The organism is Onishia taeanensis (genome assembly GCF_013349955.1).
Classification (GTDB): Bacteria; Pseudomonadota; Gammaproteobacteria; order Pseudomonadales; family Halomonadaceae; genus Onishia; species Onishia taeanensis_B.
Map to the genome: position 1 here is coordinate 274,322 of NZ_JABVXC010000004.1, position 24,038 is coordinate 298,359.

The 24,038-nt window shown below is 61.1% G+C and carries 21 protein-coding genes; 5 read left to right on the forward strand and 16 right to left on the reverse strand.

Translation table 11 applies throughout. From position 1 onward, the window contains the following. The 4 genes from rbbA to HUS66_RS07730 all read right to left on the reverse strand — a co-directional run bounded on the left by rbbA (window position 1) and on the right by HUS66_RS07730 (window position 6,533). Window positions 1-2,733, reverse strand: a complete 2,733-nt coding sequence (gene rbbA, locus HUS66_RS07715) for a ribosome-associated ATPase/putative transporter RbbA (protein WP_175070330.1) — start codon at window positions 2,731-2,733, stop codon at window positions 1-3. Beyond that, window positions 2,733-3,713, reverse strand: a complete 981-nt coding sequence (locus HUS66_RS07720) for an HlyD family secretion protein (protein WP_175070331.1) — start codon at window positions 3,711-3,713, stop codon at window positions 2,733-2,735. The genes rbbA and HUS66_RS07720 overlap by 1 nt, the downstream gene beginning before the upstream one ends. A 260-nt stretch (window positions 3,714-3,973) precedes the next feature. Then, window positions 3,974-5,086 (reverse strand): glycine cleavage system aminomethyltransferase GcvT, encoded by a 1,113-nt coding sequence (gene gcvT / locus HUS66_RS07725; protein ID WP_175070332.1) that lies wholly within the window; start codon window positions 5,084-5,086, stop codon window positions 3,974-3,976. Between the two features lie 67 nt (window positions 5,087-5,153). Continuing rightward, the gene (locus HUS66_RS07730; protein WP_175070333.1) at window positions 5,154-6,533 is read right to left on the reverse strand and encodes an alanine/glycine:cation symporter family protein; all 1,380 of its coding nucleotides are present in this window, start codon (window positions 6,531-6,533) and stop codon (window positions 5,154-5,156) included. 635 nt (window positions 6,534-7,168) lie between these two features. Here HUS66_RS07730 and gcvH point away from each other — a divergent pair. Further along, window positions 7,169-7,564 (forward strand): glycine cleavage system protein GcvH, encoded by a 396-nt coding sequence (gene gcvH / locus HUS66_RS07735; protein ID WP_175070334.1) that lies wholly within the window; start codon window positions 7,169-7,171, stop codon window positions 7,562-7,564. A 107-nt stretch (window positions 7,565-7,671) separates the two neighbouring features. Beyond that, window positions 7,672-10,566 carry an aminomethyl-transferring glycine dehydrogenase gene (gcvP, locus tag HUS66_RS07740; protein ID WP_175070335.1) on the forward strand — a complete coding sequence of 965 codons (2,895 nt, stop codon included), beginning with the start codon at window positions 7,672-7,674 and terminating at the stop codon, window positions 10,564-10,566. A 221-nt stretch (window positions 10,567-10,787) separates the two neighbouring features. On the opposite strand, the gene HUS66_RS07745 is transcribed toward gcvP, so the two are convergent. Then, complete coding sequence (locus HUS66_RS07745) at window positions 10,788-11,711, reverse strand: LysR family transcriptional regulator (RefSeq protein WP_175070336.1); 924 nt, start codon at window positions 11,709-11,711, stop codon at window positions 10,788-10,790. A gap of 141 nt (window positions 11,712-11,852) precedes the next feature. Between HUS66_RS07745 and HUS66_RS07750 the strand changes: the two genes are divergently transcribed. Together HUS66_RS07750 and ppnN are read left to right on the forward strand one after the other, a co-directional pair. Further along, a complete protein-coding gene (locus HUS66_RS07750) occupies window positions 11,853-12,143 on the forward strand; it encodes a hypothetical protein (protein WP_175070337.1) in 291 nt (96 codons plus the stop codon). A gap of 14 nt (window positions 12,144-12,157) precedes the next feature. Further along, window positions 12,158-13,522, forward strand: coding sequence for a nucleotide 5'-monophosphate nucleosidase PpnN (gene ppnN, locus HUS66_RS07755; RefSeq protein WP_217487947.1), 1,365 nt, complete (start codon window positions 12,158-12,160; stop codon window positions 13,520-13,522). Window positions 13,523-13,643: 121 nt separating this feature from the next. On the opposite strand, the gene HUS66_RS07760 is transcribed toward ppnN, so the two are convergent. Then, window positions 13,644-14,015, reverse strand: coding sequence for a hypothetical protein (locus tag HUS66_RS07760; RefSeq protein ID WP_175070338.1), 372 nt, complete (start codon window positions 14,013-14,015; stop codon window positions 13,644-13,646). Then, entirely contained in the window at window positions 14,016-14,480 is a 465-nt protein-coding gene (locus HUS66_RS07765) for a flavodoxin domain-containing protein (RefSeq protein WP_175070339.1), read from the reverse strand. Window positions 14,481-14,615: 135 nt separating this feature from the next. Between HUS66_RS07765 and HUS66_RS07770 the strand changes: the two genes are divergently transcribed. Then, window positions 14,616-14,822: a DUF2788 domain-containing protein gene (locus tag HUS66_RS07770; protein ID WP_175070340.1), complete on the forward strand. Its 207-nt coding sequence runs from the start codon at window positions 14,616-14,618 to the stop codon at window positions 14,820-14,822. A gap of 116 nt (window positions 14,823-14,938) precedes the next feature. On the opposite strand, the gene ihfA is transcribed toward HUS66_RS07770, so the two are convergent. From ihfA to HUS66_RS07815, 9 genes are all read right to left on the reverse strand, one after another. Beyond that, window positions 14,939-15,244, reverse strand: a complete 306-nt coding sequence (ihfA, locus tag HUS66_RS07775; RefSeq protein WP_175070341.1) for an integration host factor subunit alpha — start codon at window positions 15,242-15,244, stop codon at window positions 14,939-14,941. Between the two features lie 65 nt (window positions 15,245-15,309). Continuing rightward, window positions 15,310-17,691 carry a phenylalanine--tRNA ligase subunit beta gene (gene pheT, locus HUS66_RS07780; protein ID WP_175070342.1) on the reverse strand — a complete coding sequence of 794 codons (2,382 nt, stop codon included), beginning with the start codon at window positions 17,689-17,691 and terminating at the stop codon, window positions 15,310-15,312. A gap of 29 nt (window positions 17,692-17,720) precedes the next feature. After that, entirely contained in the window at window positions 17,721-18,740 is a 1,020-nt protein-coding gene (gene pheS / locus HUS66_RS07785) for a phenylalanine--tRNA ligase subunit alpha (RefSeq protein ID WP_175070343.1), read from the reverse strand. Window positions 18,741-18,905: 165 nt separating this feature from the next. Beyond that, window positions 18,906-19,259 carry a 50S ribosomal protein L20 gene (rplT, locus tag HUS66_RS07790; protein ID WP_175070344.1) on the reverse strand — a complete coding sequence of 118 codons (354 nt, stop codon included), beginning with the start codon at window positions 19,257-19,259 and terminating at the stop codon, window positions 18,906-18,908. Window positions 19,260-19,299: 40 nt separating this feature from the next. After that, a complete protein-coding gene (gene rpmI, locus HUS66_RS07795; protein ID WP_092524139.1) occupies window positions 19,300-19,494 on the reverse strand; it encodes a 50S ribosomal protein L35 in 195 nt (64 codons plus the stop codon). Between the two features lie 93 nt (window positions 19,495-19,587). Continuing rightward, window positions 19,588-20,127, reverse strand: a complete 540-nt coding sequence (infC, locus tag HUS66_RS07800; RefSeq protein WP_281241757.1) for a translation initiation factor IF-3 — start codon at window positions 20,125-20,127, stop codon at window positions 19,588-19,590. Between the two features lie 34 nt (window positions 20,128-20,161). Further along, complete coding sequence (gene thrS, locus HUS66_RS07805) at window positions 20,162-22,057, reverse strand: threonine--tRNA ligase (RefSeq protein ID WP_175070345.1); 1,896 nt, start codon at window positions 22,055-22,057, stop codon at window positions 20,162-20,164. Between the two features lie 306 nt (window positions 22,058-22,363). After that, on the reverse strand, window positions 22,364-23,224 hold the full coding sequence (locus HUS66_RS07810; protein WP_175070346.1) for an OmpA family protein: 861 nt from the start codon (window positions 23,222-23,224) through the stop codon (window positions 22,364-22,366). 266 nt (window positions 23,225-23,490) lie between these two features. Beyond that, complete coding sequence (locus tag HUS66_RS07815; RefSeq protein WP_175070347.1) at window positions 23,491-23,958, reverse strand: DUF2489 domain-containing protein; 468 nt, start codon at window positions 23,956-23,958, stop codon at window positions 23,491-23,493. Window positions 23,959-24,038 lie beyond the last annotated feature (80 nt).

Here is a 24,038-nt window from a genome sequence, read left to right on the forward strand (position 1 = left end):
TCAGAGCTCCTGCTTGCGCAGCAAGGCGCTGGCCACGACCCAGAACAGCACGCAAAAGCCACCAAGGAGCAGGTGGTTGGGATACAACACCCTGAGGTCGAGCCCCTTGTTGAAGACGCCGGCACTGATCTGCTGGAAATACAGCGCCGGGAAGGCCTTGCCAATGAGCGACGCGCCGCCCTCGAGCGTCGAGACTGGATACATCATCCCGGAGAAATTGATCGTCGGTATCATGACGATGATCGCCGTGGCGAAAATCGCCGCGATCTGTGAACGCACGAAGGTCGAGACGACCAGGCCGAAGGCAGTGGCCGCAGTGGTAAACAGAACCGCACCGCTGACCAGCGCCGCCAGACTGCCCGGCATGCCGAGCCCGAACAGCGACATCATCAGCACCACGAGGCTTACGAAGCTGACCATGGCGACGCCGATATACGGCAGCTGCTTGCCGAGCAGAAACTCGATCTTATGCACCGGAGCCGCATAGAGGTTGAGGATCGAGCCCATCTCCTTCTCGCGGACCACGCTGAGGGCGGTAAGCATGGCGGGAATCATGATCAGCAGCATCATCAGCACACCGGGTGGGATCGCGTGCTGGGAAAGGAAGGCCTGATTGTAGCGCAGCCGGGGCTCGACGCTCGCCGGGTAGCTATCCACGACCTCCCCGCCCTCGCGCCCCGCGAGATCGGCAAGGTGCGTGGCCAGCACGCCTTGCACATAGCCGCGCCCGGTCTCCGCGCGAGTGGTGTTCGAGCCGTCGAGCCAGGCACCGATCTGGGGGACTCGGCCCGAGAGCAGATCACGGCCATAGTCGGGCGGAATCACCACGGCAAGGGAGATATCCCCGGCCTTCATGCGCCGGTCCAGCTCGTCGAAATCGGCAAGCGCTGGCTGCTCGTCGAAATAGCGTGAACTCGTCATGGCCTCGAGAAACATCCGGCTTTCCTGCGACTGGTCCTGATCGAGTGCCGCGTAGGACAGATTCTCGACATCGAAGGTGATGCCGTAGCCCATCGCCACCATCAGCACGATCGGGCCGAACAGCGCGAAGACCAGGCGGATCGGGTCGCGCAGGACCTCCATCGCCTCGCGCCTGGCGAACGCCCAGATTCGCGAGACAGAAAGCCAGCCCATGGGACACTCAGCTCGGCTACCTCCTGTTCCAACATCTAACGACACCGGCCCTGCTGCACCTTCCGCGCCGGCCTCCTGTAGATAGCTGATGAAGGCGCCTTCGAGGGTTTGCGCATCCCGCTGACGACGCAACGCATCGGGCTCGCCCTGGGCCAGGACCTTCCCCGCATGCATCAACGAGATACGATCGCAGCGCTCGGCTTCGTTCATGAAGTGGGTCGAGATGAAGATCGTCACCCCGTCCTTGCGTGACAGCTCGATCAGCAGCGCCCAGAAGGCATCCCGCGCGACCGGATCGACGCCGGAGGTCGGCTCATCGAGGATCAGCAGCTCGGGAGCATGCAGTACCGCCACCGCGAGTTGGAGACGCTGGCGCACACCCAACGGCAGGCTGTCGGGAGTCGATTCCGCTACTGCGCCGAGATCGAAGCGCTCGATCAGCTCCGCGACCCGAGGCCCACGACGCGCCTTGGGCAGATGAAACAGGTCGGCATGCAGTACCAGATTACGCCGTACCGAGAGTTCGGAATAAAGCGAAAAAGATTGCGACATATAGCCTACGCGTCGTCGCGTGGCCATGGCATCGGTCCCCAGGGGCTTGCCCATCAACCGGGCACTGCCTTCGCTCGCGGTCAAAAGCCCGGTGAGCATCTTCATGGTGGTGGTCTTGCCACAGCCGTTCGAGCCGAGAAACCCGAAGATTTCCCCGGACTCGATGCAAAAACTGACATGATCGACAGCCGTGAAGTCGCCGAACCGCATGGTCAGCCCTTGCGCCTCGATGGCCGGCGGTCCTGCCTGAGCCCCGCGCGGCGGCAGCGAAATGGACCGATGGCCCTGCCGATCCTTTTCCGGCAATAGCGCGATGAAGGCCGCCTCCAAAGTGTCGGTCGCGGTGTGTAACTTCAAGGCCTCGGGTGTCCCTTCCGCCAGAACGCGGCCGGCATTCATGGCGATTAGCTGATCGAAACGCTCAGCCTCCGACATATAGGCGGTGGCGGTGATCACGCTCATCGTGGGGCGGCGTTCACGGATGCGCTCGATCAACTGCCAGAACTGCTGGCGCGACAATGGATCGACGCCGGTGGTGGGCTCGTCGAGGATCAGCAGGTCCGGATCATGTATTAGCGCACAGCACAGGGCGAGTTTCTGCTTCATACCACCGGAGAGCTTGCCTGCCGGCCGGTCGGCAAAGGCCTCGAGCCCGGTACTCCTCAGCAGCATAGTGATGCGCGCAGCGCGTTCGGTACTCGACTGGCCATAGAGACGAGCGAAGAAATCGACGTTCTCGCGCACCGATAGCGTGTGATAGAGATTGCGCCCCAGGCCCTGGGGCATGTAGGCGATGCGAGCATAGGTTGCGGCGCGATGCTGCGCATCATCCATCCTCCCGCCAAGGGCCGTAACCTTGCCAACCTGTAGACGGCGCACTCCCGCCATCAGGCCCAGCAGGGTAGACTTACCTACCCCGTCCGGCCCGACCACCCCCACCATCCGGGCAGAGGGAATCGTTAACGAAACGTTATCCAGAGCGATGATCGACTGGTAGCGATGACAGACACCGTCAAGGCTTGCGACCGCATCGTTGAGGTCCGTCATCAGGGCAGCTTCACTGCGAGGGCTTCGGGCCACTGGACTTCCGGTGCCACACGGACATAGGCCACGCCCGGTACACCGGTTTTCACGACGTCCTGATAACGGCTTAGGATATCGGCTGGAATCTGCAGCTTGACGCGAAACATCAGCTTTTCGCGCTCGCTCTTGGTTTCAACGTATTTGGGCGTGAACTGCGCTTCCGAGTCCACGAAATCGACAGCCGCCGGGATTACATACTGCGGAGCGGCATCGAGAATCAGCCGCGCTTCACTGCCATAGCGCAGGCGCCCCGCCTGGTCGGTGGGCAGATAGACATTCATGTAGACATCGGTCAGGTTGAGTAATGAGACGACCTTGCCGCCCGCTGCCAGGATCTCGCCGGGCTCGGCCAGACGATACTGCACGCGACCGGCGTGCGGCGCGACCAGGGTATAATCAGCGAGGTTGGCATTGAGCGCCGCGACATGCGCCTGGGCCGCCTCGATCGACGCCTCCGCGGCGGCCACCTGGGCACGCGCGGTGTTGAGAGCCGCCTCGGCCGTGGTTTTCAGCGAGCGCCGCTGGTCCAGCAATTCCTGTGAAGCATAGCCTCGCCCTGCGAGCGTCTGGGTGCGGCTCAACTCTGAACCGGCGAGCGCCAATTCGCTCGTGCGCTGGATCACCAGGGCCTTGGCCTGGGCCAACTCCTGCTCCGCCTGCCGAATACCGGCCTGCGCAGCGCGAATCTGCGCCTCAAGCTCAGTGGCGTCAATGCGCGCGACCACCTCTCCTGCTGCTACTCGCTGACCTTCCGTGACCGCGACCTCCGCGATCCGGCCACTGAATTTCAGCGCCACATCGATACGTGTCGCCTCAAGGCGTCCATTGGCCAGAGCAAAGCCTTCCGCCAGCTCGGCCTGCTGCTGTTGCCACCAGTAATACCCACCTCCGGCGACAGCAGCGACACATACTAGAACGATGAGTGCCGTCTGTAGTCGCTTCATGGCGGGTTCCTCGGCCAGGGTGTTCGATCCACGTTCACCTATGAATAGATTAGTTCAGTCGCACCTGGCCCACGATAGCCTATCCCGCTCGCACCTTGCTGAACCTAAATCGGAACGGCCGATATTTCTGGCGTCGCCTTGATATTGATCATGTCTACACAACGAAAAAAGCCGCCTCCCAAGGGAAGCGGCTCATGACGTTCGCAAAGATAACGGTATATTTAAGAGTTGATTATAAGCATCCGTCTAGGCCGGATCGATCAGCCGCGGTAGTACCCCGGGGTCACGAACGGCATCTTGGTCACGGTCATCGGCAGACGCTTGCCACGCACATCGGCAAATACCTGGGTGTCGATGGCCGCCTGGTCGATGCTGACGTAGCCCATGGCGACGGGCTTGCCGACGCTGGGCCCGAAGCCGCCAGAGGTCACCACGCCAATCTTGCGATCCTCGGCATCGTAAAGCTCGGCACCTTCACGGACCGGGGCTCGCCCCTCGCCCAGCAGGCCGACTCGCTTGCGCTGATGGTCCTTGGCCTCAACCTGATGCAACACCAAATCGGCGCCGGGGAAGCCACCGGCCCGTTCACCGCCGCGGCGACGCGGCTTGCTCACGGCCCAGATCAGTCCCCCTTCCACCGGCGTGGTGGTGGCGTCGATATCGTGGCCATAGAGGCACAGACCAGCCTCAAGACGCAGCGAGTCGCGCGCGCCCAGGCCAATGGCTTCGACCTCGTCTTCAGCCAGCAGCAGGCGGGCAAGCGCTTCGCTCTGCTCGGCAGGCACCGAAATCTCGAAGCCATCCTCGCCGGTGTAGCCGGCACGGCTGATCCACACCGGAATACCCTCGATCTCGAAACGGCCATGCTGCATGAAGACCATCTCGCAGGCATCAGGACACAGGCGCTGCATCACGCCGGCGGCCTTGGGTCCCTGCAAGGCCAGCAGCCCACGGTCCAGCACCTCGATCTGATGATCGTCACCCAGGCCGGTGCGCAGGTGTGCGATATCCTGCTCCTTGCAGGCAGCATTGACGACCAAGTACAGATGGTCGCCCGCATTCACCACCATCAGATCATCGAGAATACCGCCTTCGCCGTTGGTGAAAAGCGTATAGCGCTGCATGCCTTCGGGAAGGCCGAGGAGGTCCGCCGGCACCAGGGTTTCCAATGCCTTGGCCGGTTCGCTGCCCGTTACCAGCACTTGCCCCATGTGAGAAACATCAAAGAGACCACAGGCGGCGCGGGTATGCTCATGCTCCTTCTTGACCCCTAGCGGAAACTGCACCGGCATCGAATAGCCCGCGAAGGGCACCATCTTGCCACCGAGTTCCACGTGCAGGTCATGAAGCGGTGTCTTGTGTAGTTCGTTCATCGGCTAGGTTCATCCGTACATTGCTGAAAGCAGGTGCCGCGGCCACCCAGGCGGCCGCGACATTGCCTCATTTATTGAGTTCTTCGCCAGGCAGTACCGGCTTGCCGTCGAAGTAATCCTTGGTCAACTTGAAGACCACCGGCGACAGCAGGGCCAGGGCAATCAGGTTGGGGAAGGCCATCATGGCGTTGAAGACGCTGGCCATCAGCCACACGAAGTCCAGCGGTGCCACGGCACCGGCCAGAATCGCCAGGATATACACCACACGGTAGGGCTTGATGGCGCGCACACCAAACAGGAACTCGATGCACTTTTCGCCGTAGAAGGCCCAGCCCAGGATGGTGGTAAAGGCGAAGACCGCCAACGCGAAGGACACGATGTACTGACCGATGCCCGGCAGGGATTCATCGAAGGCCAGAGACGTCAAGGCTGCCCCGGTCTCACCGCTGGTCCATTGGGTAGACGTCAGGATGGCCAACGCAGTGATCGAGCACACCACGATGGTGTCCAGGAAGGTACCCAGCATGGCGATGAGCCCTTGACGGACCGGGTTCTTGGTCTGTGCCGCCGCGTGTGCGATCGGCGCACTACCCAGGCCGGCTTCGTTGGAGAAGACGCCACGGGCGACACCAAACTGAATGGCCTTGGCCACTGCCGCCCCGGCGAAGCCACCTGCCGCCGATACCGGCGAGAAGGCATAACCGAAGATCATGCCCAGCGCATTGCCGATGGCATCAGCATTGATGATCAGTACCAGGATACCCGCCACGACATAGGCAATCGCCATGATCGGCACCAGCTTGCCGGCCACCTTGGCGATGCGCCGAATACCACCGAGAATCACGGCGCCCGCCAGCACCATGATGACGACCCCCGTGATCCAGGCGGGCAGACCCAGTGACTCGTTGAGCCCCGCTGCCACCGAGTTGGACTGCACGGTGTTGCCGATCCCGAAAGCCGCCACGGCGCCAAAGAAAGCGAAGGCACCGCCCAGCCAAGCCCATTTCTTACCAAGGCCATTGCGGATGTAGTACATGGGACCACCGACGTGATCGCCCGCTTCATCCACTTCGCGATAACGCACGGCCAGCACGGCCTCGGAAAACTTGGTGGCCATGCCGACCAAGGCAGTGATCCACATCCAGAAAACAGCGCCCGGCCCGCCCAGGAAGATGGCAGTGGCTACGCCCGCGATGTTGCCGGTACCGATAGTGGCAGACAGCGAGGTCATCAAGGCGTTAAACGGCGAGACTTCGCCCTCGCCTTCATCGCCCTTGCCGGTTTCACGCCCCTTCCAGAGCAGCGAAAACCCGGTTCCCAATCGACGAATCGGTACCAGCTTGAGGCCCGCTTGCAGATAAAGGCCGACCCCAAGCAACAGGACCAGCATCAGCGGCCCCCACACCACACCTTCTACAGCTGAAAAAAAGCTTGTGATTGCTTCCACGGTTGTTCTCCCGTCGTTAATTGTTGTTATGCACCAGGGTGCATTGCCTCAGGCCTCATGAAGGGCCATTCGAGCGATGGTTTACCAGCCAATGTACGAACCAACGACACCATAGCGGAACCCACCATCATTGCTCCAGCCTCCCATGCGAAAATTTTGCAATACGCACCAATAGCAGCAAAAAGCCTTAACCATTGGTCTTAGCAAGCATGGAAACAGCCATTCCAATACTCGGCTGAGAGATATGCCAGGGTGGCGACGGCCCTCAAATGGCATCGGGAAATTTTTTCCTATCAGAAACAAATTAACCTTATAGCGACGATTGCCGTTGGGCAAGTCGACGGCCGAACCCCCTTGCAACAGGTCGAATGAAGAACCCGAACGAGCCCTGCGCAGTTGGCACTCTGATTCAACCCCTGAATAAGCGTAGCGTGCAGGCTCTCATTATGCCTCTGGCAGCGCCAGTCGGCCGGACACTGCCGCCGATAGGGGTGAACCCCATCGTGAATCCGCCTAAGATGAGACCGAAGCAGCAGCAGCTGCCGGCAAGAATCGACGTCAGCGGGACTCGCCAAATGCGGCCGAGGGCGTTACGATTCTCTCCTAGGTAAACCTTTTTCTTATAGGAAAACGCGATGAGCAATATCCCTGCCAACCTTCGCTACACCGAAAGCCACGAATGGATTCTGGATAACGGCGACGGCACCGTCACTATCGGCATCACCGACCACGCTCAGGAATCACTGGGTGACGTGGTTTTCGTTGACCTCCCGGAAGTCGGTCAGGAACTCGGGACCGGTGAGGAGTTCGGGGTCATCGAATCGGTCAAGGCCGCCTCCGATCTCTACGCGCCGCTGGCGGGTGAAGTGGTGGAAGTCAACGAGTCGCTGGAAGATGCACCGGAGACCGTCAACGAAGCGCCCTATGAGGGCGGCTGGATCGCCAAGCTCAAACTTGCCGACGAAAGCGAGCTCAGCAAGCTGCTGGATGCCGAGGCCTACACCAAGGTCGCCGAAGCCGACCAGGACTGACCCGCACCCTGGCGCGGGCATCCCCTCGCTCGCGCCCTCTTTTACACCGGCCCGCTCGCTTCACGGCCCGCTTGGCCATATCGTTCGATCAAACGCACAGGTGTTTCATGCCACTCGATACTCGCCGCCTGGCCGACCTTGCCAGCCACGATGCTTTCATCCAACGACACAATGGCCCCAGCCAGGCCGACGTTGCCGGCATGCTCGATCAACTGGGCACCGACAGCATCGCGACCCTGATCGAGCAGACCGTGCCGAGCGCCATTCGCCTGGGCCGTGAGCTCGACCTGGACCCGCCGCGCAGCGAAGCCGAGGCACTCGATTATCTGAAACGCCTGGCGCGTCAGAACCGGGTCTTCAAGACCTACATCGGCCAGGGCTACCACAACACCCATTTGCCGGCAGTCATTCAGCGCAACGTGCTGGAAAATCCAGGCTGGTACACCGCCTACACGCCCTATCAGCCGGAAATCGCCCAGGGCCGCCTGGAAGGACTGCTCAACTTCCAGCAGGTGGTGATGGACCTGACCGGCATGGAGCTGGCCAATGCTTCACTGCTGGACGAAGCTACCGCCGCCGCCGAGGCCATGGCGCTATGCAAGCGCGCCAACAAGAAAGCCAAGACCCAAGCCTTCTTCGTCGCCGACGACGTGCTGCCGCAGACGCTGGACGTGGTGCGCACCCGCGCCCATTACTTCGGCTTCGAGCTGATCACCGGTCCGGCCGAGGAGCTCGCCTCTCACGACGTCTTCGGCGCCCTGCTCCAGTACCCGGGTCAGAGCGGGGAAGTCCGCGACCTGGCACCGCTGCTGAAAAGCGCCAGCGAGCGCGGCGTGATGACCTGCGTGGCCGCCGACATCATGAGCCTGGTGCTGCTCAAGGAACCCGGCAGCCTCGGCGCCGACATCGTCATCGGCTCGAGCCAGCGCTTCGGCGTGCCGATGGGCTTCGGTGGCCCGCACGCGGCCTTCTTCGCGACCACCGACAAGCTCAAGCGCTCGATCCCCGGCCGCATCATCGGTGTCTCCAAGGACAGCCGTGGTCATCAGGCCCTGCGCATGGCCATGCAGACGCGTGAACAGCACATCCGCCGCGAGAAGGCGACCTCCAACATCTGTACCGCCCAGGCACTGTTGGCCAATATCGCCGGCTTCTATGCCGTTTATCATGGCGCCGAGGGCCTGCGCACCATCGCCGGACGCATCCACCGTCTGACCACCATTCTCGCCGAAGGCCTTACCCGCAAGGGCGTTCAGCTGGCCCATGACAGCTGGTTCGACACCCTGCGTCTGACCGGCGTCGATGCCGGCAAGGTCCACGGACGGGCGCTGACCCACGAGATCAACCTGCGCTTCTTCGACAACGGCGACATCGGCGTCAGCCTCGACGAGACCACCACAGCCGCCGATCTTGGCGTGCTCTTCGACGTTCTGCTCGGCGAAGAACACGACCTCTCGGTGCCGGCGCTCGACGACGAAGTGCTGGACCAGGGCAAGACCGGCATCCCCGCCGCCTGTCAGCGCGACAGCGACTTCCTGACCCACCCGACCTTCAGCCGCTACCGCAGCGAAACCGAGATGCTGCGCTATCTCAAGCGACTGGAGAACAAGGACCTGTCGCTGACCCATGCGATGATCCCACTCGGTTCCTGCACCATGAAGCTGAATGCGACCAGCGAGATGATTCCCATCACCTGGCCGGAATTCGCCAATATCCACCCCTTCGCGCCCCATGATCAGGTGGTGGGCTATCACCAGATGATCGACGAGCTGGCGGCCTTCCTGGTGGAAGTCACCGGCTACGACCACATCTCGATGCAGCCCAATTCCGGCGCCCAGGGCGAATACGCCGGCCTGGTGGCGATTCGTCGCTATCAGCAGGCACAGGGCGAAGGCTCCCGCAACATCTGCCTGATCCCGAGCTCCGCCCATGGCACCAATCCGGCCTCCGCCGCCATGGCGCAGATGAAGGTCGTGGTCGTGGAATGTGACGCGGACGGCAACATCGACCTGGCAGACCTTCGCGAAAAGGCCGAAAAGCACAGCGATGTCCTGTCGGCGATCATGATCACCTACCCCTCGACCCATGGCGTGTTCGAGGAAGCGGTGCAGGAGGCCTGCAAGATCGTTCACGACCACGGCGGCCAGGTCTACATCGACGGCGCCAACATGAACGCTCAGGTCGGCATCACCCGTCCCGGCGATTTCGGCGGCGATGTCAGCCACCTCAACCTGCACAAGACCTTCTGCATCCCCCACGGCGGCGGCGGACCGGGCATGGGGCCGATCGGCGTCAAGTCGCACCTCGCCCCCTATGTGTCGAACCATGTGGTCACACCCATTCCCGGCGTGGAGAAGGACTGTGGCGCCGTCTCGGCGGCAGCTTTCGGTAGCGCGGCGATACTGCCGATCTCCTGGGCCTACATCAAGATGATGGGCGCCCGCGGGCTGCGCGAGGCTACCGAGCTTGCCATTCTCAACGCCAACTACATCGCTTCGCGCCTGGGCGAGCACTACCCGATCCTCTACAAGGGGCGTCATGACACCGTGGCCCACGAGTGCATCCTCGACCTGCGTCCGCTCAAGGCGGCGTCCGGCATCAGCGAGGAAGACATCGCCAAGCGCTTGATGGACTACGGCTTCCACGCGCCGACCATGTCCTTCCCGGTGCCCGGCACGCTGATGGTGGAACCGACCGAGTCGGAATCCCGCTACGAGATCGATCGCTTCTGCGACGCCATGATCAGCATCCGCAAGGAAGTCGCGCGCGTCGAAAGTGGCGAATGGCCGGCAGCAGACAATCCGCTGGTCCACGCGCCTCACACCATGGCCGACCTGATGGATGCCGAATGGGAGCGTCCCTACAGCCGCGAAACCGGCGCCTTCCCCTCCCCGTCCGTCAAGGCGGCGAAGGTATGGCCATCGGTCAATCGCGTCGACAACGTGGCCGGCGACCGTCAACTGATCTGCACCTGCCCGAGCATCGACGAGTATCGCGATTGAGTGAAGCACTCCATCAGTTGCCCCTTGGACGCCTGATGGAAGGCAGCGCTAACCAATAGCACTTGATGCAAAAGGGCCCGGCAATGGTAATTGCCGGGCCCTTTTTATGGCGGAACGAATCTTTATGGCGGGACGAATGACGAAGTTATGGCAGTAAGCATGACGAGGAGCGTCATGAGCGCACTGAGATACTGAGAAATGCGGAGCCGGCCAGCGCGCTATCAGCTATGGCTATCGAAATGGGGCTCTTCCGGGAAGCCATAGAGGGTATGACGCCGCTGCTCGAGAAACTCGTCGAGCAGGCGCGTATAGCGACGCGGTGTCTCGACGCCCGCCGGGGTCAACAGGTGAAAGGACTCATAAACCGGCTGCGGCATGGGCAGCTCCTTGACCTGACGCTGCCAGGGTGAGGTCTCGAGCACCGGACGCGATACGATGCTGAATCCCAGGCCTCGCGCCACCGCATCCATGACCATCGACACGTCATTGGTGTAGCCCTGACGCGGGAAACGACTCATCGAACGGAATTCACCGGGGAAGTTGGCACGCAGTAGCTGGGTGGCATGGTGGACACCATCGGCGTAGTTCATGAACCCCAGTGCCGCCAGATCGGTCAGGGTGGTGCCGGCGAAGTCTGCTGGCACCACCAGGCACAGCGGCTCCTGATGCCAGGGCGCGTAATGCAGCTCGGCATGCCGACTGACTTCCGTCACGATTCCCACATCGTAGCGCCCCGCCCTCACGTCCTCGGTGATCGCACTGTTGAAACCAAAGTTGTAACTCACCGTCAGCCCCGGATGCATCTGCTGATAACCGAGAATGAAGGGATATAGCATCATGCCCACACTGGCGCGGGAAGCGATGCGGCAGTCGCCGCTATCCAGCGACTCATTGTCCAGGGAGTGGCGAAAATGCTCATGTTCGGCGAACAGCTTGATCGCGTAATCATAGGCCCGTCGTCCGCTCTCGGTAAGCGTAAAGCGACGCCCTTGGCGAATCAGCAATGACTTCTGCAGGTACTGCTCCAGCTTGCGAATATGCTGGCTGACGCCGGGCTGCGTCATGTCCAGCCGGTGAGCGGTCTGCGTGAAACTGCCGGTCTCGACAAGCGTAATGAAGGTGCGGAAATACTGGGCATTGAACATGAAGCAGCGACGCACTCGATTACGAATCAGAAAGAGGTTATATCCCGCGATGTTACCAGATAAGCATGCAGCGCGCAGCGCTGCGGGGGGCCTGGTGACGTGTTAGCATCGCATGGCAAAGCCAACGGAGAATTCAGCCTCATGTCCGATCCTCTCGCCCGGCGCGCCGACGCCATTCATCACGCCCTGCTGGCCATGGAGCGCCAGGCAAGCGACGAACAGCTCTTTCCGCTGGGCTACCTGATTCCGCAGATTCCCCTGGTCATGGAAATGGTGGAATATGATCCTGAGGAGGTGCTGGCAGAGGACTTCGATGCCATCTTCCAAGAGTGGCTTGAAAGCACCTTTGGTCAGGATGCCATGAGCGCCAATGACCAGGATGAGATTCGCCGCCTGCTGGCACAGGCCTGTGCCCAGGCCGACGCGGCATAACAAGGAAACCGCCCATGCCCCAGACCATTTCCACGACGCTGTCTCCTGAAGGCAGCCTCGAGGTGCTGTCACAGCACGAGGTGAATCGCCTGCGCGACACCTCGACATCAGGCCTACACGATTTGCTACGCCGCTGCGCGCTGGCCATTCTCAACAGCGATAACATGACCGACGATGGACTCGCGGTCATGGAAGCCTATCGCGACTTCGACATCGAAGTGCTTCAGGAAGATCGCGGCCTGCGCCTCAAGATCAGCAATGCCCCCATCGAAGCCTTCGTCGACGGCAAGATGATCCGCGGCATCCGCGAACTGCTGTCGTCGGTGGTGCGTGACGTCGTCTACGTCTACAACGAAATACAGACGCATCCGCGCTTCGACCTGAGCACCGGTGAAGGCACCACCAATGCGGTTTTCCATATCCTGCGCAAGGCCGGCGCTCTCCAGCCCTCTCTGGACCCGAGCCTGGTGGTCTGCTGGGGGGGGCACTCGATTTCTCGTGAGGAGTACGACTACACCAAGCGGGTCGGATATCACCTGGGCCTGCGCGAGCTGGACATCTGCACCGGATGCGGACCGGGCGCCATGAAGGGTCCGATGAAGGGCGCCAACGTGGCTCACGTCAAACAACGCCGCTCACACGGTCGCTATTTGGGGATCTCCGAGCCGGGCATCATCGCCGCCGAATCGCCCAATCCGATCGTCAATGAGCTGGTCATCATGCCGGACATCGAGAAGCGCCTCGAGGCCTTCGTACGGGTCGGCCACGGCATCGTGGTGTTCCCCGGAGGGGTCGGCACGGCCGAGGAAATTCTCTACCTGCTGGGGATACTGCTGCATCCGGACAACAAGGACATCCCCTTCCCGGTCATCTTCACGGGACCGGCCAGCAGCGCTGACTACTTCAAGCGCATCGACGAGTTTCTGGCCTATACCCTCGGCGATTCTGCCCGTGAACGCTACCGCATCATCATCGACGACCCCACCAGCGTCGCCAAGGCCATGCGGCTGGGCATCGATGAGGTGGCCGAATTCCGGCGCACCCATCAGGATGCCTTCTACTACAACTGGCGCCTGAACATCGATCGCAATTTCCAGGAACCCTTCGCCGCCGACCACGCCAGCATGGCCGGACTGGCACTGCATCGTAACCAGCCGACTCATGAGCTCGCGGCCAACCTGCGCCGCGCCTTCTCGGGCATCGTCGCCGGTAACGTCAAGGAGCCTGGCATCCGTGCGATCGAAGCCCATGGTCCCTTCCGCCTGCACGCCGAACCGGACCTGATGTCACGCCTGGATGAATTGCTGACATCCTTCGTCGAGCAAGGACGCATGAAGCTGCCCGGCAGCCATTACGAGCCCTGCTACACCCTCGGATGAGCCTGAGCGCTTCCACGACATAAAGCTCACAGCAAGCACAAAGATCTCACCCACGAAGAAGGGGCTCGAATACCGAGCCCCCTTGCATTTGATTAGCCCAGATGTCGTCGGCCAATCGGTATCAGTCCGTCGCGGGACGCCGCCATAGCAGGGAAACCACATGGATCAGCAGCCCCAGTGCCGCCCCATGCGACAGCAGCAAGATCGCATCGACGCCCCCAAGGCTGATGCCCTGCCAGACAGCGATGATCAGCCCGCCGCCCAGCAAGCAAACCAGCAACCGCTTGATAAGCCCCGGCAGCTGCAGGCGTGCACTGCTCGCGAGCATGCGCCAATGAAACCCAGCCGCAACCGCCACGACACCGGTGGCCATCAGTACAAGCGTCAGGCGGGTTTCATGCCCTTCGAGCGCATAGCGCGGCAGACTGGCGAGCATCACCAGTATCAGGCCGGTCATCACGCTGAAGCGCTCTGGAGTCGTGGAGGCGTTCATTCAGGATACCGCCAGCTGCTGAGACTCGATCCATTCTTCGGCCCAGGGAATGGCAGCATCATCGGCCATGAAGGTTTCCATGGCGTCGACTTCAAGACGCTCACCGAGGCGTTGGGCGCCATATTCAGCGAGTAGCGAATCCAGCGATCGTCCTGCCCCACAGAAGCTATCCACATAAGAGCTGTCGCCCAGCGCGATCAGACCATAGCGCAGCGCCGACAGATCGGCCCCACGCTCCTGAAGCGAGCGAGCGAAGGTCACGAAATTGCCCGGATAATCGCCAGAACCCGTGGTCGATACGCAGAACAGCGCCAGATCAGTCGGTGAACCGGTCAGATCCTCGAGGGTCGGCTGATCATAGATCGCGACTTCGTAACCTGCCTGCTCAAACAGCGGCTTGACTTGCTCGGCGACGTCGAGGGCGCCGCCATACATGGTGCCAACGAAAATCTTCAGCATGGACATGGATCTGCTTTGCTTGAGAAATTTACTCGGATATTACCATAGTCCTTGCGGGAGCCGAATCCCTGTCGCCGCGCAGCGCTGTCGACAGGGATTCGGGGCGGTTATACTCGCGCTTTTGGGCGAGCGAGAGACGAGATGCAAGAGACCTTCGAGGCATGGATCACTCCGATCATGATTGGCGGCCTGATCCTGTTCATGTGTTTCATCATCTGGGACCTGGCTCGCAAATCGAAGGCCGGCAAATTCGGCACTATCATGCTGTTCATCGTGCTCGGCGCGGGGATGCTGGGCTACGTGATCAAGGTCATCATCACCTACGTCATGGAAAACGGAGCTGTCTGACAGACTGACGTGGACATGTCTGGCAATGTTATCCAGGCCAACATGCAAAAAGGCGCCACCCCATGGATGGCGCCTTTGGCCTGCCAACTGACTGCCTAGCACTCGATACGTCAGACTTAATACGTCAACGGACCTTCGAAGCTCTCCACCTGGGCCTTGAGCTTTTGGCCGGGACGAAAGGTCACCACTCGCCGGGCAGAAATCGGAATCTCTTCTCCCGTCTTGGGATTGCGGCCTGGCCGCTCGCGCTTGTCACGCAGATCGAAGTTGCCGAAACCGGACAGCTTCACCTGCTCGTTCTCGCGCAGACAACCGCGGATTTCCTCGAAGAAGGCCTCCACCATTGACTTGGCCTCACGCTTGGACAAACCCAGCTCGGTGTGCAAGTGTTCGGCCAGTTCCGCCTTGGTCAACGCACCCATGGTCATTCCCTCGTGCAGGATGGCAGCATCGCCGTCTTCCGGCTCAAGGCTTGGCAGCCAGTGGATCAGCTTCTCAGCCGAGCGCCGAAGCGCTGTCCGGATTCGGTGACGATTGCATCGACTAACTGATTGATTTCCTCGTCATTCAGCGTGCGCGATGGATGCTGCCAGGTCAAGCCCAGCGCCACACTCTTGTGACCATCCTCTACCCCTTTGCCCTGATAAACGTCAAAGAGGTTGATTTCGGTCAGCCATTCACCGGCCTGCTCGCGCAGACAGTCGAGCAGCGACTGCACCGGCAGCGACTCATCGACCAGCATGGCCAGATCGCGGCGGACCTCTGGGTAGCGCGACAGCGGCGTGAAAGCCGGCAGTTGGCCCTGACTCAGCACATCCAGGCGCACCTCAAAGAGTACCGCCTCGACCTTGAGCCCCAGCTCGGCACGCACGGCCGGATGCAGGGTACCAATCCAGCCGGCTTCTTCGCCACGATACAGCACCCTTGCTGCCTGACCGGGATGCAGTGCCGAATGCTCGCCGGGCTCGAAGCGCCAGGCGTCGGGCTCACCGCCCATGGCCAACAGGCTTTCCAGGTCGCCCTTGAGATCAAAGAAGTCGACCTTGTCGCCGCGCGCCGCCCAGCCTTCCGGATCACGGTTACCACATACCAGGGCGCCCATCATCGGAATCTGGGAGAGCTCGTCGAGCTCACCGCGGAATATCAGGCCGGTTTCAAACAGACGCACCCGGCTCTGCTGGCGGTTGAGGTTGTGCTCGAGAGCCTTGATCAGCCCCGGGAACAGGCTGGCACGCATGACCGACATGTCACTGGAGATCGGGTTGGCCAAGGTCGGCGCCACGGCCTGCGGCAGCAGCGCTTTCTGCAGCTCAGGTGCCACAAAGCTATAGTTGATGGCCTCCTGATAGCCACGGGCGACCATCTGGCGACGCAGGCGCGACAGCGGCTGCTGGGCCTCACCGTCGGGACGCAGACCCAGGCGAGCCTGAGGACGACGCACCGGCAAGCGGTTATAGCCGTGAATACGCGCCACTTCCTCGATCAGGTCTTCCTCGATGGCGACATCGAACCGCCAGCTAGGTACCGCTACACGCCAACTGACATCATCTGCCTCGACTGGCATGCCCAGACGTTCGAGAATATCGGTAACGTCTTCGGCCGGCAGCGACAGCCCCAGGGCCTGTTCGAGACGGGCACGGCGCAGGACAATCTGGCGCGGCGTGGGGAGATGCTCGGCACTGGCCGCCTCGATGAGCGGGCCGGGCTCGCCGCCGGTGATCTCGAGCAGCAAAGCGGTGGCCCGCTCGACGGCGTCATGCGTCAGCTTCGGGTCCACGCCACGCTCGAAGCGATGCGAAGCATCGGTGTGCAGGCCATAGCTACGGGCCTGACCGGCCACGGCCAGCTGGGTGAAGAAGGCCGATTCCAGGAAGATATCCCGCGTATCGGCATTCACGCCGGAATGCTCGCCGCCCATGACACCGGCAATCGCCAGGGCACCACGACCATCGGCGATCACCAGGGTATCGTCACGCAGCGCAATCTCCTGGCCGTCGAGCAGTGTCAACTGCTCACCGGCACGCGCCAGGCGCACCTCGACCCGCTCATGCAGGTTGGCGCGATCGAAGGCATGCAGCGGTTGGCCGAGTTCGAGCATCACATAGTTGGTGATATCGACGACCGGATCGATGGAGCGCACGCCGCTGCGACGCAGACGCTCGACCATCCACAGCGGTGTGTCGGCGGTGACGTCGACCCCCTTGATCAGACGACCGATGTAGCGCGGGCAGCGTTCGCCATCACGCACCTGCACCGGGAAGGTCTCATCATGGGTCGGCGTCACCGGTGCCATCGCCGGGCCTTCGACGGCCAGGCGGTTGAGCACGCCGACCTCACGGGCCATGCCCTTGAGGCTCAGGCAGTCACCGCGGTTGGGCGTCAGGTCGACTTCAATGGTGCTGTCGTCAAGACCCATCCAGGCACGGAAGTCTTCACCGGCCGGGGCATCGAGCGGGAGCTCCATGATACCCGGCGAGGTCTCTTCCTCGAGCCCCAGCTCAGATGCCGAGCAGATCATGCCGCGGGACTCGACCCCACGCAGCTTGGCTTTCTTGATCTTGAAGTCGCCGGGCAGCACGGCGCCTACCTGGGCGAAGGCCACCTTCTGACCCACCGCCACATTGGGCGCCCCGCAAACCACCTGTACCGTCTCGCCACTGCCGTCGACCACCTGACAGACATTCAGCTTGTCGGCATCGGGGTGCTGCGCCTTGTCGACGACCTCGGCCACCACGACGCCTTTAAAGGCGGCAGCGACCGGCTCAACGGCATCGACTTCCAGGCCCGCCATGGTGATCTGGTCGGCCAGTGCCTGGGTCGCCAGCTGAGGCGACACCCATTCACGCAGCCACTGTTCGGAAAATTTCATGACATATCCTGTGTTCTGCAGTCAGGGATTCAAGCGAACTGGCGCAGGAAGCGCAGGTCGTTCTCGAAGAACAGGCGCAGGTCGTTGACGCCGTAACGCAGCATGGCCAGCCGCTCGGCCCCCATGCCAAAGGCAAAGCCCTTGTAGCGTTCGGTATCGATGCCCGCATGATGGAATACCTCGGGGTGCACCATGCCGCAGCCCATCACCTCGAGCCAGCCACTATGCGAGCAGACGCGACAGCCATCACCACCACACATCACGCACTGGATATCGACTTCGGCGGACGGCTCGGTGAAGGGGAAGTAGGACGGCCGGAAGCGCACCGACAGGTCATCACGCTCGAAGAAGGCGTGCAGGAAGTCTTCGATGGTGCCCTTCAGGTCGGCGAAACTGACATCCTCATCGACCAAGAGCCCCTCGACCTGATGGAACATCGGCGTGTGGGTCAGATCAGAGTCGCTGCGATAGACTCGCCCCGGGCAGACGATGCGAATCGGCGGCTCTTCGTTCTTCATGGTCCGCACCTGCACCGGTGAGGTATGGGTGCGAAGCAGCCGCGTGGCGTCGAAATAGAAGGTATCCGCCATGCCCCGTGCCGGGTGGTGGGCGGGGATATTGAGGGCCTCGAAGTTGTGATAGTCGTCCTCGATCTCCGGGCCGACCGCCACATCGAAACCGATGCGCGTGAAGAGACTCTCGATACGCTCGAGAGTGCGCGTCACCGGGTGCAGGCCACCGCCCGGCTGCCCTCTTCCAGGCAGCGTCACATCCAGGCGCTCGGCCGCCAGGCGAGCATCGAGAGCGGCCTTCTCGAGTAACTGGCGACGGCGGTCCAGCTCGGAGCCGAGTTCCTGCTTGGCCTGGTTAATGCGCTCGCCAGCGGCCGGACGCTCCTCGGGCGGCAGCTTGCCGAGGCCCTTCAGCAAGGCCGTGATTTCACCCTTCTTGCCGAGGTATCGCACCCGCACTTCGTCGAGCGCGGGGATGTCCTGGGCAGCATCGATGGCGCCGCGCGCCTCGGCAACCAGGTTGGGAAGGTGGTCCATCCGTTGAGCTCCGAATGCGCTGCTGCGATGTCGATGAGCCACACCGCAACAGGGTCATATAAAAAAACAGGGGAAGAGCGGCTGCTCTTCCCCTGCGACCTTTACGCGTGCGATGCAGACGATGAGGCATCGTGTTGCACCGGCACGTCGAAACGATCAGTTCACTCAGTGAGCAGCCTTGGCCTTCTCGACGATAGCGGCAAAGGCGGCCTTTTCGTGAACGGCGAGATCGGCAAGCACCTTGCGGTCGATCTCGATACCGGCCTGCTTGAGGCCAGCGATGAAGCGGCTGTAGGACAGGCCGTTGTTGCGGGCAGCAGCGTTGATACGCGCAATCCACAGCGCACGGAACTGACGCTTACGGACGCGACGGTCACGGTAGGCGTACTGGCCAGCTTTGATAACGGCCTGCTTGGCTACGCGGAAGACGCGTGAACGCGCACCGTAGTAGCCTTTGGCCTGCTTCATGATCTTCTTGTGACGGCGACGTGCAACGACGCCACGCTTGACACGTGTCATAGCTTTCTCCTGACGTTAAAAAGTGGTCTACCAGCGTCGCTTACAGATTCGGCAGCATGCGCTGAATCAGCGGCACATCGGAGGCGTGGATCTGCTTCATCCCACGCAGCTGACGCTTACGCTTGGTGGTCTTCTTGGTCAGGATGTGGCTACGGAACGACTGCTTGTGCTTGAAGCCGTTGGCCGTCTTCTTGAAGCGCTTGGCAGCGCCACTGTTGCTCTTGATTTTCGGCATGAGGGAAAACTCCGCTCGAGGTTCTTCAGAAAACCCAAGGCCGGTGCCGGCCGAGATCAACTCCCGACCGACACCCGTTCAACTGCCTTTGGATCACTTCTTCTTGGGGGCAAGGATCATGATCATCTGGCGGCCTTCCATCTTCGGGAAAGACTCTACGTTCGCCAGATCTTCGAGATCTTTGGCTACCCGTTCCATCAGCTTGCGGCCGATGTCCTGGTGGGCCATCTCACGGCCGCGAAAACGCAGCGTGACCTTGCCCTTGTCGCCACCTTCGAGGAAACGGATCAGGTTTTTCAGCTTGACCTGATAGTCGCCCTCGTCGGTGCCAGGCCGGAATTTAACTTCCTTGACCTGGATCTGCTTGGTCTTCTTCTTCTGAGCAGCTTTCTGCTTCTTCTGCTCGAAGACGAATTTGCCGTAATCCATGATCTTACACACGATCGGATCGGCATTGGAGATCTGCACGAGGTCCATACCAGCCGCTTCCGCCTGTTCCAAGGCATCACTGGTGGACACAATCCCAAGCTGCTCACCTTCGATACCGATGAGGCGGACTTGGTCTTCGCTGATACGCTCGTTCATTGGAGGGCGCTTGTCCTGAGGACGGCCGCGCTGAGTATTTCTCTTGATCGTTACATCTCCGTGTTGGTTGACGTCGTAGTGATCACCGCTCGTCGTTGAGCTTGGCGATCAGGTCATCGACCTTCAATGAGCCGAGGTCTTCACCGGTGCGGGTGCGAACGGCAACCGCATCGGCCTCGACTTCCTTATCCCCTACTACGAGAAGATACGGAACCTTCTGCAACGTATGTTCACGGATTTTAAAGCCGATCTTCTCGTTCCTCAAGTCCGCCTTGGCACGAAGACCGACTTTCTGCAGGCGATTGACCACATCTTGTGCGAAATCACGCTGCGAATCCGTGATCGTCATGACCACTACCTGCTCCGGCGCCAGCCATAGCGGCATGGCCCCGGCATAGTGCTCGATAAGGATACCAAGGAAACGCTCGAAGGACCCAAGAATCGCACGATGCAGCATGACAGGGGTCTTGCGTGCACCATCTTCATCGACGAACTGTGCACCAAGGCGACCCGGCAGGTTGAAGTCGAGCTGGAGGGTGCCGCACTGCCATACGCGATTCAAGCAATCACGCAGCGCAAACTCGATCTTGGGCCCGTAGAAAGCGCCCTCGCCTGGCTGAAGCTCCCAGTCGAGACCGGTGGCATTCAAGGCGGCTTCGAGACCGGCCTCGGCACGATCCCAGAGATCCGGCTCACCCATGAAGCCTTCCGGGCGAGTCGACAGCTTGAGCTCGACGTCCTCGAAGCCCAGCTCCTTGTAAACCTTGAGCGTCAGGGCGATGAAGTCTTCCGCCTCCGACTGGATCTGCTTTTCGGTGCAGAAAATGTGCGCATCGTCCTGGGTGAAGCCACGCACGCGCATCAGGCCATGCAGGGAGCCCGACGGCTCATTGCGATGGCAGCTGCCGAACTCGGCCAGACGCAGCGGCAGATCACGGTAGCTCTTCAGGCCCTGGTTGAAGACCTGAACGTGGCACGGGCAGTTCATCGGCTTGACGGCATACTCGCGCTTTTCCGACTCGGTCGTGAACATCAGGTCGGAATAGTGCCCCCAGTGTCCGGACGCCTTCCACAGCGACAGGTCAACGACCTGAGGTGTCTTGATTTCCTGGTAGCCGTGCTCGATCTGCACTCGACGCATGTATTGCTCGAGCGCTTGATAGATAGTCCAGCCGTTAGGGTGCCAGAACACCATGCCCGGCGCCTCTTCCTGGATATGGAAGAGGTCCATCTTGCGCGCCAGCTTGCGGTGGTCACGCTTCTCGGCTTCCTCGAGGCGCTTGAGATAGGCCTTGAGCTGCTTCTTGTCACCCCAGGCGGTGCCGTAGATGCGGGTCAGCATCGGGTTCTCGGCACTGCCCCGCCAGTAGGCGCCAGCAAGCTTGGTCAGCTTGAAGGCCTTGAGGTGCGAAGTGTTCGGCACATGCGGCCCGCGGCACATGTCGATATATTCCTGGTGATGATAGAGGCGAATGGTTTCGCCCTCGGGAATCCCACGCACCAGCTCCTGCTTGAAGGGCTCTTCACGGTGGAGGAAGGTCAGCATCGCCTTGTCACGATCGACGTACTCGCGAACGACGTCATAGCCCTCCTCGATAAGCACCTTCATGCGCGCCTCGATGGCCTCGAGGTCTTCAGGCGTGGCGGAACGGCCGAAATCGATGTCGTAATAAAAACCGTCATCGATCACCGGGCCGATCGCCATCTTGGCCTCGGGGTAAAGCTGCTTGACGGCATGACCGATCAGGTGGGCACAGGAGTGACGAATCACCTCGAGGCCTTCCTCGTCGCGCGCGGTCAGGATAGCAACCTTGGCGTCATGATCGATGATATCGGCGGCATCCACCAGCACATCATCGATCTTGCCGGCCACACAGGCCTTGGCCAGGCCGGGACCAATAGACTCGGCCAGCTGCATCACCGAAAGCGGCGCTTCAAAGGTTCTCTGGCTGCCGTCAGGCAGGGTAACGATTGGCATTGCGGGCATCCTTGAGCGCAGTGGTCATCCATACCAGGGACGACATGCGACAGGCTGAAATGAATGAATACGGGGGTGGCAGTGTGTACGGACACCGCCTCTAGAAAGGCATAAAGACCCGATCTAGACAGCAGCGCACATTAGCAGGGGCAGGCAAGGCGCGTCCAGCCGTGACAGGCTCTGTGGCCCATGCTGGAAGCCTTCGGGCCAAGGACATAACGCAACGTCAGGCCATAACGAAACGAGGGGTGCCAATGGCACCCCTCGTCAGACCAGCCTGAATCAATACATCAATGATTCAGTGCCTCACTCCCACTCACCGAGCTCAACGCGACGGTTCTGCGCGCGACCAGCTTCAGTGTCGTTGGTAGCGACCGGCTGCTCTTCGCCATAGCCGATTGCGTTCATGCGATCGGCATCAATGCCCTCGCTTGCCAGGAACGCCTTGACCGAGTCGGCGCGACGCTGGGAAAGCTCTTTGTTATAGCTGTCAGAGCCGATGGAATCGGTGTGCCCTTCCAGGCGCACGCGAGCTTCCGGGTTAGCCGCCAGCTTTTCCGCCACGTCAGAGAGAATGCTCTCGGCGCCCATGGTCAGCTTGGCAGAGTCGAACTCGAAGTTGACGTCTTCCAGCACCAGGTCAGCTTCACAGCCCAGGGCATTGACCTTGGCACCTGCCGGGGTGTCAGGGCACTGGTCCATGTAGTCCGGCACGCCATCGGCGTCGGAGTCCAACGGACAGCCCTTGGCATCTACTTCAACACCGGTCGGCGTGCCCGGGCACTGGTCGCGGTAGTCATAGACACCGTCACCGTCAGAGTCGAGCGGACAGCCTTCGGAATTGGTGGCCACGCCTGCCGGCACTGTGCCGCCAAATGTCGGGCACTGCGGCTCGGCCGGCTTGGGATTGGCACATAGCATGCCGCCGATAGTGGCGCCTGCGGTGCTACCAATGGCTGCGCCCTTGTCCTCGTCGGACTCGCTGCTCGACGCGTAACCGATACCGCCACCAATCAGGCCGCCCGCGACAGCACAAACGAATGGGCTCTGGTACCAGGCATCATCGTTCGCCATGCCACCCGAGGACTGTGAAGCCGAGCTCGCGCAACCGGATAGACCGATTACCAGCGCTGAACCAAGCAGCAAACCTGTTGTTGACTTCTTCATGCAAGACTCCTTCTTATTTGCATCACGGCGATGCCCGCCAACGGCGTTACGAAACACTGGAACTTAACATCAAGCTGCAGAAAAGCCCATCATTTCGAATCCTTACCAAAGATAAGCACATCACAGGATATTCAGCTAGACATTGGACATAATCAAGTGTCTCCTAATAGAGACAAACACAATCCTGAGCGGCACTCAACGCCAAGCTCACGCGACTTACCACCGACCAGGTGACTCAAGGGTAAGGGCACAGGCAAACGTCCGCATTAGTTGCCGCTTTCTGGCCAGCGCTCCTTGAAGGAGAGCACACCCCGAGCCGCCTCGATGAGCGCAGTCTCGAACTCATCCTCAACGGCCATGCGTTGCCGGTCTTCGTCGAGGCGCTCCTTGAGACTCAGCGCATTGCGGGCGGAATGAGTATGCAGATGCTCAGTACGTTCATGTACAACCGCGAACACCTGGAAACCATCGCGCTGCAACAGGGCTGGATCAATGATTTCGAGCAAGACCTTACAGCGCAGCGAGCCCTCGACCAGGTCGACCTGGCGGCTGATCATCGAGCGCGCGATCGCATCAAGGCTGGACAGGCACTGCTGATTGGCCCGCTCGACCTCATCCCGCTTGAAGGCTTCACGCCGCCGCACTTCCTTCCAGAGAGTGAATGCATAGGCGCCAAGACCTGCCAGAATCACTACCGCGAGGCCCGCCACTACCCAAGCCATCGTCTCACTCATGTCGTCGCCTCTCGCTGTTTATCGCATAAAGAGGGGCATTGTACGTGCCTGACTGCCAGCAACCCAACGCTGCCAAGCCC